At 59.9% G+C, this 14,782-nt stretch carries 15 protein-coding genes; 13 read left to right on the top strand and 2 right to left on the bottom strand.

What is annotated here, in order from left to right:
* Positions 1–36 precede the first annotated feature (36 nt).
* From BN1188_RS00580 to BN1188_RS00535, 10 genes are all read left to right on the top strand, one after another.
* A complete protein-coding gene (locus tag BN1188_RS00580; RefSeq protein ID WP_084596109.1) occupies positions 37–825 on the top strand; it encodes a VirB8 family type IV secretion system protein in 789 nt (262 codons plus the stop codon).
* Positions 815–1,630 (top strand): TrbG/VirB9 family P-type conjugative transfer protein, encoded by an 816-nt coding sequence (locus tag BN1188_RS00575; protein WP_040259224.1) that lies wholly within the window; start codon positions 815–817, stop codon positions 1,628–1,630. Before BN1188_RS00580 ends, BN1188_RS00575 begins: the two co-directional genes overlap by 11 nt.
* Entirely contained in the window at positions 1,617–2,945 is a 1,329-nt protein-coding gene (locus tag BN1188_RS00570) for a TrbI/VirB10 family protein (protein WP_040259223.1), read from the top strand. The genes BN1188_RS00575 and BN1188_RS00570 overlap by 14 nt, the downstream gene beginning before the upstream one ends.
* A gap of 9 nt (positions 2,946–2,954) precedes the next feature.
* Positions 2,955–4,004 (top strand): P-type DNA transfer ATPase VirB11, encoded by a 1,050-nt coding sequence (gene virB11, locus BN1188_RS00565; RefSeq protein WP_040259222.1) that lies wholly within the window; start codon positions 2,955–2,957, stop codon positions 4,002–4,004.
* A gap of 9 nt (positions 4,005–4,013) precedes the next feature.
* The gene (locus BN1188_RS00560; RefSeq protein ID WP_040259221.1) at positions 4,014–4,370 is read left to right on the top strand and encodes a hypothetical protein; all 357 of its coding nucleotides are present in this window, start codon (positions 4,014–4,016) and stop codon (positions 4,368–4,370) included.
* A gap of 37 nt (positions 4,371–4,407) precedes the next feature.
* Entirely contained in the window at positions 4,408–6,009 is a 1,602-nt protein-coding gene (locus BN1188_RS00555; protein ID WP_040259220.1) for a type IV secretory system conjugative DNA transfer family protein, read from the top strand.
* 37 nt (positions 6,010–6,046) lie between these two features.
* A complete protein-coding gene (locus BN1188_RS00550; RefSeq protein WP_040259219.1) occupies positions 6,047–6,409 on the top strand; it encodes a TrbM/KikA/MpfK family conjugal transfer protein in 363 nt (120 codons plus the stop codon).
* Between the two features lie 26 nt (positions 6,410–6,435).
* Complete coding sequence (locus BN1188_RS00545) at positions 6,436–8,592, top strand: type IA DNA topoisomerase (RefSeq protein ID WP_040259218.1); 2,157 nt, start codon at positions 6,436–6,438, stop codon at positions 8,590–8,592.
* Positions 8,593–8,907: 315 nt separating this feature from the next.
* A complete protein-coding gene (gene stbB / locus BN1188_RS00540) occupies positions 8,908–9,627 on the top strand; it encodes a StbB family protein (RefSeq protein WP_040259217.1) in 720 nt (239 codons plus the stop codon).
* A complete protein-coding gene (locus BN1188_RS00535; RefSeq protein WP_040259216.1) occupies positions 9,624–10,196 on the top strand; it encodes a hypothetical protein in 573 nt (190 codons plus the stop codon). The genes stbB and BN1188_RS00535 overlap by 4 nt, the downstream gene beginning before the upstream one ends.
* A gap of 23 nt (positions 10,197–10,219) precedes the next feature.
* Here the strand turns inward: BN1188_RS00535 and BN1188_RS00530 are convergent, their stop codons facing one another.
* Positions 10,220–10,642, bottom strand: a complete 423-nt coding sequence (locus BN1188_RS00530; RefSeq protein ID WP_040259215.1) for a hypothetical protein — start codon at positions 10,640–10,642, stop codon at positions 10,220–10,222.
* A 309-nt stretch (positions 10,643–10,951) separates the two neighbouring features.
* Here BN1188_RS00530 and BN1188_RS00525 point away from each other — a divergent pair, with 309 nt between their 5' ends.
* Positions 10,952–11,302 (top strand): plasmid mobilization protein, encoded by a 351-nt coding sequence (locus tag BN1188_RS00525; RefSeq protein ID WP_040259214.1) that lies wholly within the window; start codon positions 10,952–10,954, stop codon positions 11,300–11,302.
* Positions 11,303–11,468: 166 nt separating this feature from the next.
* On the opposite strand, the gene BN1188_RS21815 is transcribed toward BN1188_RS00525, so the two are convergent.
* A complete protein-coding gene (locus BN1188_RS21815; protein WP_148485227.1) occupies positions 11,469–11,762 on the bottom strand; it encodes a hypothetical protein in 294 nt (97 codons plus the stop codon).
* A 526-nt stretch (positions 11,763–12,288) separates the two neighbouring features.
* On the opposite strand from BN1188_RS21815, the gene BN1188_RS21810 reads away from it, so the two are divergent.
* Both BN1188_RS21810 and BN1188_RS21805 read left to right on the top strand, forming a co-directional pair.
* Positions 12,289–12,711 carry a hypothetical protein gene (locus BN1188_RS21810; RefSeq protein WP_040259212.1) on the top strand — a complete coding sequence of 141 codons (423 nt, stop codon included), beginning with the start codon at positions 12,289–12,291 and terminating at the stop codon, positions 12,709–12,711.
* 314 nt (positions 12,712–13,025) lie between these two features.
* The gene (locus BN1188_RS21805; protein ID WP_040259266.1) at positions 13,026–14,762 is read left to right on the top strand and encodes an LPD7 domain-containing protein; all 1,737 of its coding nucleotides are present in this window, start codon (positions 13,026–13,028) and stop codon (positions 14,760–14,762) included.
* The last annotated feature ends 20 nt before the right edge of the window (positions 14,763–14,782 follow it).

Genomic DNA, 14,782 nt, shown 5'->3' with positions numbered 1-14,782 from the left:
GCAGCGCGTGTTCGAGCCCAGGTTTTAGGTGATTTTATGATGAAGCTACGCAAGTCAAAGCAGGACGTGATCGGGCAGGAGCGGCAGCTGGCCGCCCGTACCAGCCTCGATGCTGCGACCGCACAGGACATCAGCCTGGCCGAGCAGGCATACCTCCATGCGGCGCGGTATTTCGAGAAGAACATCGCCGCTGATGAGCGCGCCAAGGCCAAACGGGCCACCCGCCTGAACTATGTGTTCGGCGCGCTGGCTTTTATGTCGGTCGGTGCCGTGATCGGCCTGACCCCGCTCAAGACCGTGGAAACCTACCTGGTGCGGGTGGACAACAATTCGGGCTTCACTGACGTGGTTCAGCCCGTCAGCAAGGCCAAGGCCCCCGAGCAGATCGACGACGAATTCTGGCTGGCCAGCTATGTGCGGTTTCGGGAGAGCTACAACTTTTCCAGCAACGACGCCAATTTCAGCATGGTCAAGTTGATGTCCTACGACGCGACCTTTGCGGACTACCGCAACTTCCAGCTGTCGTCCAAGGGCTACCTGTCGGTGCTGGGCCTGAACCGCCAGATCCGCACGGACGTGACCAACATCAGCTTCCTGGACCGCAAGGACGGCAAGGGCACCGCCCAGGTGCGCATGACCAAAACTGTCCTGGACCGCAACGGTGTGCCTGATCCCCAGCTGGACCCGGCCACCTGGATCGCGACCGTCACCTACGACTACAAGAACCCGACCAAAAAGGCCGGCGATCAATGGCTGAACGCCCGAGGTTTCGGCGTGAAGGCGTACACCATGACCCAGGAAATGGGGGTGCCGCATGACAAGTAGATCGAAGGTTGCGAGCAGCGTCGCCGCCGCGCTGCTCCTGACGTGCGGCCCCTTGGCCCAGGCCGAAATCATGGGCAATGGTTCACCGCTGGATAAGCGCGTGCAGACTGCCGTGTACAGCCCCGACAACGTGTACCGCGTGCAGACCGCGATAGGTCGCACCACGCTGGTTCAGTTTCCGCCCAATGAAACCATCAATGAGGACTCCGGCTTGATGGCCTCGGGCGATCCCAGGGCCTGGGCCATTGGCCCCAACAAGGCTGGCAACCTGGTGTCGATCAAGCTCATCACGGACCTTCAGCCCGACACCAACCTGGTCATCAACACCAACCGGCATACCTATCTGCTGGAACTGAAGATGGTCAAGCGTACCGAGGACATGACCTACGCGCTGCGCTTTACCTACCCCGAAGCGCCCAAGAAGCCCGCAGCGGTGCGCCGTGACCCTGGCAACCCCTGCGCTGGCCCTGTACAGAACGGCCCTTACCAGCGTCGCTCGGACAACACCAGCCGCTCCATTGCCCCGGCAGAAGGCTGGGACAACGGGATGCTGACCTGCTTCCGCTTCAATGGCAGCGGCCCGCGCCCCGTGCTGTACCAGGTGCTGCCCGATGGCACCGAGACCCTGGCCAACACCCACAACGAGCAAAACGTGGTCGTGGTGCATGGCGTCAGCCAGCTGTTCCGGTTCCGCCTGAACAAGATGGTCGTGGAGGCTCGACCCAAGACCCCGATAGACACCGGGTACAACTTCAACGGGACCACGACCGGCGAGATTCGGGAGCTTAAACATGCAGAACAATGACGACACCCAGGCCCCGGATCATTCGCCCGGGCCAGACAGCATCGGGCCCGCCGTGCCGGACGCAGCCAGCAGCCAGGCACGCGGCGCGTTTGACGTGCGTACCCAGCGCAAGGCGGTGACAGCGGACAAGAAGCGGCTTTACCTGGGTATCGCTCTGATGGCCGTGCTGTTCCTGGTCATCGTCGCTGGTGTCTGGACCGTGGTTATCTCAAAGATGAAGCAGGGCAGCACCAAGGTGGACGAAACCCACGTCAAAAGGGACGCCACCCTGGACGTCAATCAGGGTGAAGACGACAGCATGCGGCAAGCCAAGATGGCCAAGCTGCGCGCCGAGGCTGCCGAGGAGGAACGCAAGGCCCGCGCCGAACGCGAGCGCCAGGCCCGCGAGCAGCAAGCCAAGACGAACCCGGAGCAGCCACCCCAGGCGCCGGCCGCTCAGGCCGCACCTGGAGCCAGCAACAAGGCTCAGCCACCGGTGATCACGGCCAGGCAACGCAAGCTGGACCCGGCCATGTTCGTGCAGTCGGACGAAGGCCCTGCCAATGGCGCCGTTGGCAGCTCGCAACCGTCGCAAGGCGGCGAGCAGTCGCCTCGACCGCCGTCGCTCTTGGCTGATGGTCAATCCGGCTCTGGTGGCTCGTTAGGCTCAGGCGGCCCCCTAGGCGGTGATGCGTCATCGGGGACACGCGGCAGTTTGAGCGACCTCGGCGGGACGGGCTTCGCGTCCGCCAAGGCGTACCTGGCCCCGCCGCGCAAGTACCTGGTCACGCACAACACCTACACCCGCTGCGCGCTGTACACGGAAATCATCTCGACCCATCCGGGCATGGTCGATTGCCGCCTGACCGAGCCGCTGTATTCGGCCGATGGCAGCACGGTGATCGCCGACGCCGGCGACAAGCTCACCGGCGAGCAGCGGGTACAGGTCGGTCGCGGTCAATCCAGCGTGTTCACCACCTGGACCGAAATCGAAACCCAATCCGGTGCGCGTGCCCAGATCAACAGCCTGGGCGCCGGCCCCCTGGGGGCCAGCGGCACCGAAGCGTGGATCGATCACCACTACCTCCAGCGCTACGGCGGTGCGGTGATGCTGTCGTTCATCCAGGACGCGCTCCAGGCCGCGGCCAACAGCACGCAGCAAAGCTCAAGCGGCTACACGGTGAACAACAGCGAGCAGAACGTGGAGAGCATGGCCAACAAGGCGCTGGACAGCACCATCAACATTCCAGACACCGCGCATGTCCTGCCGGGCACGGTAATCACCGTCATCGTCGCCCGCGACATCGACTTTTCGCCGGTTTTCGAGAACCGCTAAGGAGGCTGCATGACAACGCTAGTGCTACCTGACGAACCCCAAGGATTGACCGAAGACACCTTGGTTCAAGACTTCCTGGACCAGTCCGGCGTGACCGAGCGGTTGAACCGTCCAGGCACCACGGACGTGGCGATCAACCGTCCTTTTGAAATCTGGGTAGACGGCCCCAACGGCTGGACACGGGAAGACGCGCCGTGGCTCACCTATACCCTGTGTTGGAGGCTGGCCAACGCCCTGTGCGCCTTGAATTTTCGTGTTCTGTCGCCGCACACACCGATTCACACAGTCGAGCTACCGGGCGGCGAGCGCGGCCAGATCGTGATGGCCCCAGCGTGTGAAAAGGGCACGCTTTCGATGACGTTCCGTAAGCCTTCCTTGCAGCGGTTCACCCACAAGGATTACGTCAACAGTGGCCGCTACGACCGGGCCAAAGCCATCTCCGCACCCGTGAACGAGCTGCAAACCTGGCAGCGGCAGATGCAGGACGCACACGCGGTCGGTGATTGGGACCGGCTCATGGAACTGGCCGTGGCCAACCGCCAAAACATCATCGTGTTTGGCGGACCCGGTTCGGGCAAAACCACTTACGGCAAGTCGCTGATGGACCTGTTCCCCAGCGGTCGGCGGATGCTCACCATCCAAGAAATCAGCGAACTGCAACTGCCCCTTCACCCCAACCATGTGCACCTGTTTTATGGCCATGTGGTGATGCCCAAGGCGCTGGTGGCCAGTTCGCTACGGATGAAGCCTGACCACCTGTTCCTGGCTGAGCTGACCGGTGACGAGGTATGGCACTTCATCGAGATCCTGAACACCGGCACCAAGGGCACCGTGACCACCGCGCACGCCAACAGCAGCGAAGAAGGCTTTGCCCGCGTGTGCGGGCTGGTGAAGCAATCGGAGGTCGGCAAGGGCCTTGATTACGAGTACATCGAGCGCCTGGTACGCACCTCGTTTGATGTCGTGGTGTACATGGAGGGCACCTACATCGAGGAAGTGCATTACGAGCCCGAACACAAGCTGGCCTTGCTCAATGGCAAGCGCCGTCAAGTCGCCTAGGAGGCGTGTATGTGGTGGAAAGTCTCGCTGTCCATTCTGTTCCTGATGGCCGTGTGTTTTGTGATCGGCCTGTACGCCGGCGGCGCGCTGTTCCTGCACCTGAACCATATGCCGCTGGCTGGTCTGTCCTGGGACACACTCTGGCAAGCCCGGACCATCCCCTGGAATGACAAACGTGTGCTGTACCTGCCCTGGTCCTGGTGCGTCACTGCCGGCCTGACCTTCCTGCCAGCCGGCGCCGCGCTGCTGGCTGTTTTCTTCCGGCTCAAGCCCAAAACCACGCTGCACGGCGATGCGCGCTTTGCCAACAACCGCGAGCTTCGCCAGTTCGAGTACGCTGGCGAATACAAGAACACCAGCAAGTAAGGCTGGCCCATCTGACGAGTACCTGGAGGGCCAATTCATGGCCAAAGCCAAACCCATCAGCCCCTCGAATCCGCAAAAGCGGATTGAGGAATACCCGGCCTTCCTGCTGGGCAAGCACCCGACCAAGGACACTTTTCTGGCCAGCTACGGGCAACAGTTCGTGATGTTGGCTGCGCCGCCCGGCACGGGTAAAGGCGTCGGGGCCGTGATCCCCAACCTGCTGAGCTACCCCGATTCGATGGTGGTCAACGACCCCAAATTCGAAAACTGGGACATCACCTCGGGCTTTCGCGCCGCCGCTGGCCACAAGGTGTTCCGCTTTTCGCCGGAGCGCCTGGAGACGCACCGCTGGAACCCTATCAGCGCCATCAGCCGCGATCCGTTGTACCGGCTGGGGGAGATTCGTACCCTGGCCCGCGTGCTGTTCGTCTCGGACAACCCGAAGAACCAGGAGTGGTACAACAAGGCCGGCAACGTCTTTACCGCCATCCTGCTGTACCTGATGGAAACCCCGGAAATGCCCTGTTCGCTGCCCCAGGCGTATGAAATCGGTGCGCTGGGGACCGGCATCGGTGTGTGGGCTCACCAAGTGATCGAGCAGCGAAGCGGCGGGCCGAATCGGCTGAGCGTCGAAACGCTGCGCGAACTGAACGGCGTGCTGGAAGCGTCGAAGAACAAGAGCAGCGGTTGGTCTACCACCGTCGATATCGTGCGTGACGTGCTGTCGGTCTACGCCGAGAAGACCGTGGCATGGGCCGTATCGGGCGATGACATCGACTTTGCCAAGGCCCGCGAGGAGAAAACCACCATCTACTTCAGCGTGACGGAAGGTTCGTTGAAAAAATACGGGCCGCTGATGAACCTGTTTTTCACCCAGGCGATCCGGCTCAATTCCAAGGTACTGCCCGAGCAGGGTGGCCACTGTGCGGATGGCACGCTTCGGCTCAAGTATCAGCTGGCCTTGATGATGGATGAGTTCGCCATCATGGGCCGCATGGAAATCATGGAAACGGCGCCGGCACTGACGCGAGGCGCCGGCCTGCGGTTCTTCCTGATTTTCCAGGGCAAGGACCAGATCCGGGCCACCTACGGCGAGGAAGCGGCCAACGGCATCATGAAGGCGATTCACAACGAAATCGTGTTCGCCCCCGGCGACATCAAACTGGCCGAGGAGTACAGCAAGCGCCTGGGCAACACCACCGTGCGCGTACAGAACCAGTCGTTCAACAAGCGGGACATGAACAACCGGGGACAGACGGACAGCTACAGCGAGCAGGCGCGGCCCCTGATGCTGCCTCAGGAAGTGAATGAGCTGCCCTATGACAAGCAGCTGATTTTCATCCAGGGCACCAAGCAAACGGAGCCGATCAAGGTGCTGTCGCGCAAAATCTTCTTTTATGAGGAAGAGGTGTTCAAGTCACGGGCCAACATGACGCCGCCGCCGCTGCCGATCGGAGACGCGTCGAAGATCGACGCGCTGACCGTGCCGGTGCGCACGATCGAAGCCAAAGTGGCCCTGTCGGACGAGCAGCCGCTGCGCGCCGAGCAAGAGCAGCGCTGGAGCCCCAGGACAGCTGAGGCCACCGCGGCAGATTCACCCCCTGCAGAGGCCGTTGAGCACGCTGAAACGCCCCTCTGATCGACCGGCGCACCCTGCGCCTTCAGGAATTCCCTCCATGAAAACATCCGTACACGCGGCTGACCCCCCAAGTCAGGCCGAAGGCAACGCCGTGCCTGGTCGCGGCCAAAAACTGGTGTGTGCCGTCTTCGTCGCTTGCCTGCTAGGCAGTCCTCAAGCCTTCGCCGGCGACGCCTGCAAATCGGTGCTGTGCATGTTCGGCAGGTTCACCGGCAACAGCGGTGGCAGCGCGTGCAGCAGCGCCGAACGGGACTACTTCAGCATCCTGGTGAAGAAGCACGGCAACATCAAATGGAGCAAGACGGCCACGGCGCGCTTGAACTACCTCAACAGCTGCCCCGGTGCTGACCGCAGCTACACCCAACAGATCAACGCCAAGTTCGGCACCGTCCGGGGCTAAGCCCTGGCCAATACACGGAGAACACCATGCGCGTATTTATCGCGGAAAAGCCCGCGCTGGGCCAGGTCATTGCCGAAGCGCTGGGCACGGTCATCCGCAAGGATGGCTATTTCGAGTGTGGCAGCAACGACATCGTGACCTGGTGCGTCGGTCACTTGCTCGAACTGGCCCCGCCCGAGGCCCATAACCCCGCCTACAAAGCCTGGAACCTGGCCGACCTGCCGCTGAAGCTGCGCCCGGCCAAGTACCAGCCGATTGCGCGCACCCAGGCCCAGCTGAAGGTAGTCCAGCAGCTGATCGGCCGCGCCTCGGAAATCGTCCACGCCGGCGATCCGGACGACGAAGGCCAGCTCCTGGTGGACGAGGTCCTGGAGCATTTCGGCAACACCGTGCCGGTCAAACGCATCCTGATCAACGACCTCAACGCCAACGCCGCCCGCAAGGCCCTGGCGGGCCTGCGCGATAATCGCGAGTTCTTCGGCCTGTATCAAAAGGCGCTGGCCCGCAGCATTGGCGACCAGCTGTACGGCTTCAACATGACCCGCGCCTGCACCCTGGCCGGCCAGGCCAAAGGCGTCAAAGGCGTGCTGTCGGTTGGCCGCGTGCAAACCCCGATCCTGGGACTGATCGTGAACCGCTACCTGGCCAACAAGCACCACGCCAGCGCGTTTTACTACACCGTCGCGGCCAGCCTCGCTTTTGATGGCCATCGCGCCCAGGCGCGCCTGGTGGTAGCCGCAGATGCCCCGGTGGACGACAAGAACCGGATCATCGAGGAGGGTTACGCCAACCAGGTAGCCGACGCCTGCAGGCTCAAACCTACCAGCGTGATCGAGGCCCGCGTGGAGGAAAAACAGACGCCGGCACCGTTGCCGTTCGCGCTGCTGGACCTTCAGGTGTACATGAGCAAGGCCCACGGCATTGATGCCGAAAAGGCCCTGGCCCTCACCCAGTCGCTGCGTGAGAAATACAAGGCCATCACCTACAACCGCTCCGATTGCAGCTACCTGTCCAGCGACCAGTTTGCCGAAGCCCCGCAGACCCTGAGCCTGCTGCGCCAGGCCCTGCCGGACCTGGCCGGGATGTTTGCCGAGGTGAAACCCGAGCGTAAAAGCCGCGCCTTCGATGACAGCAAGGTGTCGGCCCACACCGCGATCATTCCCACGGCGGTGAAGATCAACCTGGAGCAGCTGAGCGCGGATGAACGCGCCGTGTACCTGGCCATCGTGAAACGCTACGTCGCCCAGTTCCTGCCGGAGAAGCGCTACCTGAGTGCCGAAGCGCGGTTTGATGTGGGCGGCCATACCTTCGTGGCCCGCTCCACCCAAGTGACCCACCCTGGCTGGACCGCGCAGATGGCCGAAGAGCGCGAAGACGACGAGGACGGCCAGGACGGCCAGGACGTGGACGCCGTTAGTCCATTCGATGCCCTGGCGGCACTGAAGGCCGGCGACACGGGACGCTGCGACGGCATCACGGTGGCCAAGGAGAAGACCAAGCCCCTGCCGCTGTACACGGAAGCGACGTTGCTCAAGGATCTACAGCGCGTGGCCAAGTATGTGAAAGACCCACGCATCAAGCAGCTGCTGATCGCCCGCGACCAGGGCAAGAAAGGCGAAAACGGCGGGATCGGTACGCCGGCGACCCGCGCCGCGATGCTGGCCAAGCTTCAGGAACGCGGTTTTTACGCGGTGGAGAAGAAAAAGCTGATCCCCACACCGCTGGGCCTGGAGTTCATCGCCGCGTTGCCGGCGATTGCTACCACGCCGGATATGACCGCGCTCTGGCACGAACAGCAACAGATGATCGAGGCCGGCGAGCTCACCGTAGACGCCTTCCTGGACGAGCTTGAGCGCTTCATTGCCGACCAGGTGAAAGACGTAGACCTAGGCAACGTGCAAGGCACCGCCAAGCCGGCCCCGGTCGCATTGAACGCCAAGTGCCCCATGTGCGGCACTGACCTGGCGGTGACGCCGCGTGTGATCGGCTGTCGTGGTTGCGCCTTCAAGCTGTACCCGGAGGTCAGCGGCAAGATGCTAACCCCCGGCCAGATCGAAACGCTGCTGACCAAGGGCAAGACCGGCGTGCTGAAAGGCTTTCACAGCAAGAAAACCGGCAAGTCGTTCGACGCCGCGTTGAAGCTCAACCACGAAGCCAAGCTGGAATTCGTGTTCAGCCGCTAGCCGTCCCTCACCCACCAACCACCGCGGAACTGGCCACGTCAGGTGCCGCGCTCCCGGCTCGTCGTGACGCGCTCCATGGTCGCGGCGAACGGAAGCACGGGCGAAGCGAACACTTGACGGCACCCCGACCAGAAAAGGCTTACCGAGGAGTGTGGGGTGGCTTCATCACCCCGCGCTCCCGAGGTCAACGCGGCCGTTGCGGGATGACAAGGGCAGCGCCCTTGGTGTGAAACCGTCAGCGGCCTACACATTTTTCAATCAAGCACGCCGGGCGATTGCGCCCGGTGCGATGTTCCCTATCTGAAGGATACCCAAATGAAAGTCATCGTTATCAACTACACCGGCACCGTAGGCAAAACCACCATCGCCGCCAACCTGCTTTCGCCTCGCATGGACGGCGCTCCGATCTACGCTATCGAATCGATCAACGAGACGGCTGAAAACCTGGGCTTGGACGTGGAAAAGCTGCGCGGTAACAAATTCCGCGAGCTGTTCAAACGGCTCATGTTGGAAGACCAGGCCATCATCGACGTAGGCGCTTCCAACGTCGAAGACTTCATGTCCAACCTGGAAGGCTTTGAAGAAGCCCACGAAGAAATCGACTATTACGTGGTCCCGGTCACCTCTGGCACCAAGGAGCAAAAGGAGACGGTCAGCATGATCGGCAGCCTTGCTTCCATGGGCGTTCCAGCGGACAAGATCCGCGTCGTATTCAATCGCGTTAAACGCGACGTAGAAGCCGAATTTCCGATCATCACCGCTTATTACCAGCGGGCAAGCGCGTTCAAGATGAACTATCAATGCGCGGTGTTCGAATCGGAATTGTTCGATGCCTTATCCATCAATCGAATCTCCATGCAAAGCCTCATGGAAGATGAGACGGACTATAAAGCGCTGCTTAAAAACAAAGAAGCTAGCGCGCAAGAGCGTGACAAGTGGTCCGATATGTACGGTTTGAAACTCCTGTGCAAAGGCGTTAATCGTAAGCTTGACGCAGTGTTCGCAGAATTGTTTAACCTGGAGTTTGTCAAATGAGCGAACATGAAATTATCCCGTCTACGGCGCGTGATGCTCTGATTATTGAGCTTCTAAGCGACGTAGGCCGCTTGCACGATGATGTTAAAAGCATCCCGAAAATGCTTGAAGTGTCTATGCGGGATTCGCTGGATATTGTGGCCGACGCCGTAGAGGATGCGGAGGATACCGCATTGCTTTTACAGAAAAGCACTAAGGAAATAATAGAAGCCACTGCCGCCAAAGCCGGGGTTGATGTCGCCATAGAGATGTCTACGGCCATTCACCAAAGTCTGGAGCGGGTTTTTGAGCCTGCTCTAAATCGTGCAGCCGCCAAAATCGAGAACCTGGAGAAGCGCATCGCGGGTTTATCCGGCAATGTCCGCGACACCCAGGCCACGCGGTTCAACTATATGATCCTGGCAGGATTCGTCGCGGTGAGCGTGGTCATGGTGTGCGCAATGGGCTGGCTTGCGATACAGGCACAGGATGTTAATGACACCAATAAATGGTTCTATGATGAATACATTCATCAGCGGGCCGTGATTGACAAGCTACCACCGGCCATAAAAAAACAATTTGCGCAGTAGTTACTGCGCAAAAGCTACTTCACTCAAGGCTGGGCCTTGCGATTTGCGTCGCTGATCACTTGGGCCCAGTCCGTATTCTCCACCTCAGCCCTGATTTGCTTCAGGCTTTGCCTGAAGTTTGCCTGGGGCTTGAGCGTATCGCCGCTCAGCAGGGCCGGCTTTTTGGCCGCTACGCTAGGGCTTTTTTCAGGTAGTAGGTGTTTAGCCTGTTCAGGTTGCTTACGGCTTTTACGGATTCTGTAGAGCGCCTGGTCAAAGTGGCGAAGGCTGATGGCCAGCCCCGTATCCACCAGTTTCTGGTGAATCACGGTTCTGCTTACCCCTGACCTAAGAGCATTCTCGATTACGTCATACACGTCACGAATTTGCGCGGTGTATGACCTTGCTGAGTTGTCCTGGACCAGTTCAGCCAAGGCTTCACGCCGGTTTTGGGTTTCCTGAGCCACGTTTCGTCCCTTTCTGTCCGCCGAGTGATGTAAAAGTGATGTAAACCTGTCGTATCAGAGCGTATCACTGATGCATAAAAACGCAATGCAGAGCATTTTCGATGCATTCCCGAGCAATATAGATGCACGTTTGATGTAACCACCTCTCTCAAAATCTCTGAACAGGCACGTTACCGATGTATACGGGGGCAAGCCCCCTCCTACATCGACGTGCCAAAGGGGACACCCCTTTGCAACCCCGCAGCGCGCTAGCGCTTCGCTTGTCATTCGTCGTCAGTCATCAAAGCAATCGTCATTGTTGGAGGCCCTATGGCTGAGCAGTCCAAGAAAACCCGCGTCCTTACCCTGCGCGTGACCGAGGAAGATTTTGCTGAAATCGACAAGAAGCTCAAAGCCACGGGCATGACTACATCCGAATTTCTACGCGATGTTTTCCTGAACTCCAAAGTCACGTTCAACGTCAAGCAAGCCAGGCCGGTGGATTACTACCGATTGCTGTTCTTCTATAACAAGGCCAGTAACAACATTAACCAGTTGGCTCACAGCGTGAATGCCGCCAACCGGCGCGGTTTGATTTCGGAATCCGTCTATCTCAAATGGCTTAATAAACTAGCCTCGATTGAGTCACGCTTTCTGACAGGTATCTCCAATGTTGATTAGGGCGAGTGGGTACAACACTGGCGCGCAGGAATATCTTGAAAAAGGCAATAAATCAGGTTGCGAATTAAGCCGCGATGAACTGGACCACCGAATGGTCCTGTCGGGTGACTTGGACCTGACCCGGGCGATCTATGAAAGCATTCCCGACCGTGGCCAGGACCGGTACCTAACCTTCACGCTCAGCTTTCATGAAGACATTATACCCGAGGCAACGCTTCATGCGGTAACTACCGAATTCAAGCAGTTTCTGATGTATGCCTATAAGGAGGATGAATTCAATTTCTACGCCGAAGCGCATTTGCCAAAGCTCAAATGGGTAAACGATAAGAAGACCGGCGAAGCCATCGAGCGTAAGCCTCACATCCACGTTATCGTGCCCCGGATCAACCTGCTCAGCGGCAGTGAAGCCAACCCCGTAGGCTTCTATAAAAACCACGAAAAGCATTTTGAAGCGTTTCAAGAGTACCTAAACCAGAAATACAACCTTGTTTCACCCAGGGAGCGTGTCCGAGTAGACATCAGAGACGCGGCCAGTGTGTTGTCCAGGTACAAGGGCGATGATTTCTATGGGAAGAACCGCGAGTTCAAGCAGTCCCTGGTCAAGCAGGTCATTGAAAGGAATGTCACCACCCGTGCTGACTTTTACGAACTGGCTTCTACCTACGGTGATACGCGAATTCGCAACCAGGGTAAGGACAATGAGTATCTGGCGGTAAAGCTACCGGGTGATACCAAGTACACAAACCTGAAAGAGACTATTTTCCAGGACGATTTTATCGTTCGACGCGAGTTGAAGAAGCCGCCCTTGGATAAAGCCGTCATTGCGCAGCGGTTGACGGAGTGGCCGCAACGCGCCAGGGAAATCAAGTATGTGGAAAAGGCTACGCCCTCGTTTCGTAAGCGCTATGTGGACGCTAGCCCCGAGGTAAAACAGCAATTACTTGCTGAGCGTGAACAGAAATTCTACCGAATCCATGGAGAGCACAATGACTTACAGCCCGGCAAACGGCCGCGAGATCACCAGCGAAGTGTTGTTGAAACTACGGGGCGACGCGCTGCCCAGTCTGCCGATGGCCTGCAAGACCTGTCCGTCAGCGATGTGGCAAATCACTGGCAAGCCGGATCGACCCGAAGCCGTGACGGTACGGTGTTACTGCCCAGTGATGCACACGTTCACCTGGGACAGCCGCAACCAGGAGGAAATTCTGGACTGCGATCATCTGTACGAGGAGGAGGACGAGGAGGGCGCAGCCGGCCCGCAGTTGAGCGAGGAGGAAGAAGAGGCCAGCCTGCCGCCGTTTCTCAGGCAACAGCGGGAACAACAGCGCCAGCAGGCTCAACAGGCCGGCGACGCGTCGGAGCTACCCGAAATCCACGAAATGCCCGAGTACAACGAGCTGGACGCGTAATCCCGCCCTACGCGAAGAACCCGTATCGGGTGGCAACGATTGCGGACATCGAGGAGCGCGGCCGGCGCTTATTCGAACCGCTAAAGCAGCCTGCGCAGCGTGAATTGGTGTTTTTGCGTAAGCCCTTCAAAACGCTGGCCAGCGATCCCCAAGCCGGCACGTCCATCCCTAAGGCCGTGCACGCAGGCCAAGGCGCTGGCCAGGCCCGTGCAGCCCGCAAACCTCACAAGCGCCGGATAGGCGCAACGGTGCCGCCCTATGCGAGAAACCCCCATCGCGTGGCCACGGTAAAGGACATCGAGCAGCGCGGACGGATGTTGTTCGACCCTCTCAAGCGTCCTGCAGAAAACCCGCTGGTGTTCAAACGGGCGCCCATCAAGGCCCTGACAGCCAACAAGCACGCCTCAACGGTGGCCGCGTATTTCACGCGGGAGGCGCAGCACAACCAGATTTTGCCGGCTCACCGCCACGTCATGCGCCGCATTGACCAGCAGTTCTATTCGACCCGGCGCGCCGTGTTTTCCGATGACCGCTTGACCCGCCAGGACAAGGCCCAGCTGATCTCCGTGCTGACCTTCGAGCGGTTGCGAGCGCGTGAACAGCTTCAATCCCCCCAACCCAGCACCGAGGTAGATTTTATGGGCAGTGCAGCCATACGACAGCTAATTGAGGAAGAAAAGGACGAACCGGGTTTCAAGATCAGCGGGGCCAAAGGGCCTAACCCTGAAGGCGTGCGGGACCGCGTGAAGCGCATCATGGATCGCTTCGCCAACCAGGTAGACCCGCAGGCCGCTGCGGAACGCGCCCGCGATCTGAGCGCCAAAGACCTCTATACCAAAAAGGCCAAATTCAGCCAGAACGTGCATTACCTGGACAAAGCGACCGACAAGACGTTGTTTGTGGATACCGGCAAAGCTATCTCGATGCGCCGCACGGGCATTACCGAATCGGGTGTGGCCGTGGCCCTGGAGCTGGCCAAGGAGCGCTTTGGCAGCACGTTGACGATCAACGGTACCGCTGACTTCAAGAAGCTGGTAATCGAGGCCGTGGCCAAAAATGGCCTTGATGTTCACTTCACCGACAAGGCGATGAACCAGGGCCTGGCCGCCCGCCGTGCTGAGTTGGATATTGCCAAGGACGAGCAAACCATCGAGCCCGGTGTGGACACGTCGAAGGACGTTGACCAGGCCACCGCTAAACGGGCTAATGAGCCTGGTCAGGAGCAGCCAGCGAATGCGGCCGCGCCGAAGGCCGGCGTTGGGCTAGATCCTGACGCGCAAAGCCCCAGCGAGATGGTCAGGCGCGAAGCGGCCTGGCGGCAGGCGATGCCGCTCACTGAGGCAGACGTGCGAGCCTCGGACACGGTGATGAGCCTCAGGGCTGAAGACCATGCGGTGTGGCTGATCGCAACCGACGACAAGACGCCCGAGGCCGCCGCCATGCTCGCTTCCTACATGGAAAACGACGCTTACCGCGAGACGTTCAAGGGCGCCATTGAAGCGCTGTACGCGCAGGCCAAGGGCTCGCCAGAAACCGTTCAGGCTCTGGACGCCGCGACGGAAACAGCGGTCGGGATTGTTCACCAGGTCGAAGACCGGTTGCAGGCAGTGGTGCCGGCACCGTCCGAAAGTCCCGCGAAGGCCAATTCGCAGATCATCGAGGGCGAACTGGTGGACCATGGCGCAGCGCGTTACCAGCACCAGGACGACAAGCAGATGAGCTACTTCGTCACGCTCAAGACCGACGCCGGCGAGCGTACGGTGTGGGGGGTAGGTCTGGAGCAGGCCATTGATAACATCATGGAAAACACAGACCTGGTAGTGGGTGACCAGCTGCGCCTTGTAGACCTCGGCACGCGGCCAGTCGTGGTGCAGGAAGTGGCCGAAGATGGCACGGTGAAGGAGAAGACGACCAATCGCCGCGAGTGGTCAGCACAACCCGCCATGCCAGAACGCGAAGTGGCCGACACCACACCGAAGGGCTTGGCCGTTGCAGCAGGAAGGCCGGAGCTACCAGAGCCGGAGCAGGAAGCCGGCATGGGGTCGGACTGATCAGTCCTGACTGAAGCCGC

The organism is Pseudomonas massiliensis, from assembly GCF_000826105.1.
In the GTDB taxonomy this organism is placed as follows: Bacteria; Pseudomonadota; Gammaproteobacteria; order Pseudomonadales; family Pseudomonadaceae; genus Aquipseudomonas; species Aquipseudomonas massiliensis.
Note: the sequence above shows the minus strand (reverse complement) of the source record. Positions and strands in the feature narration are given on the sequence as shown.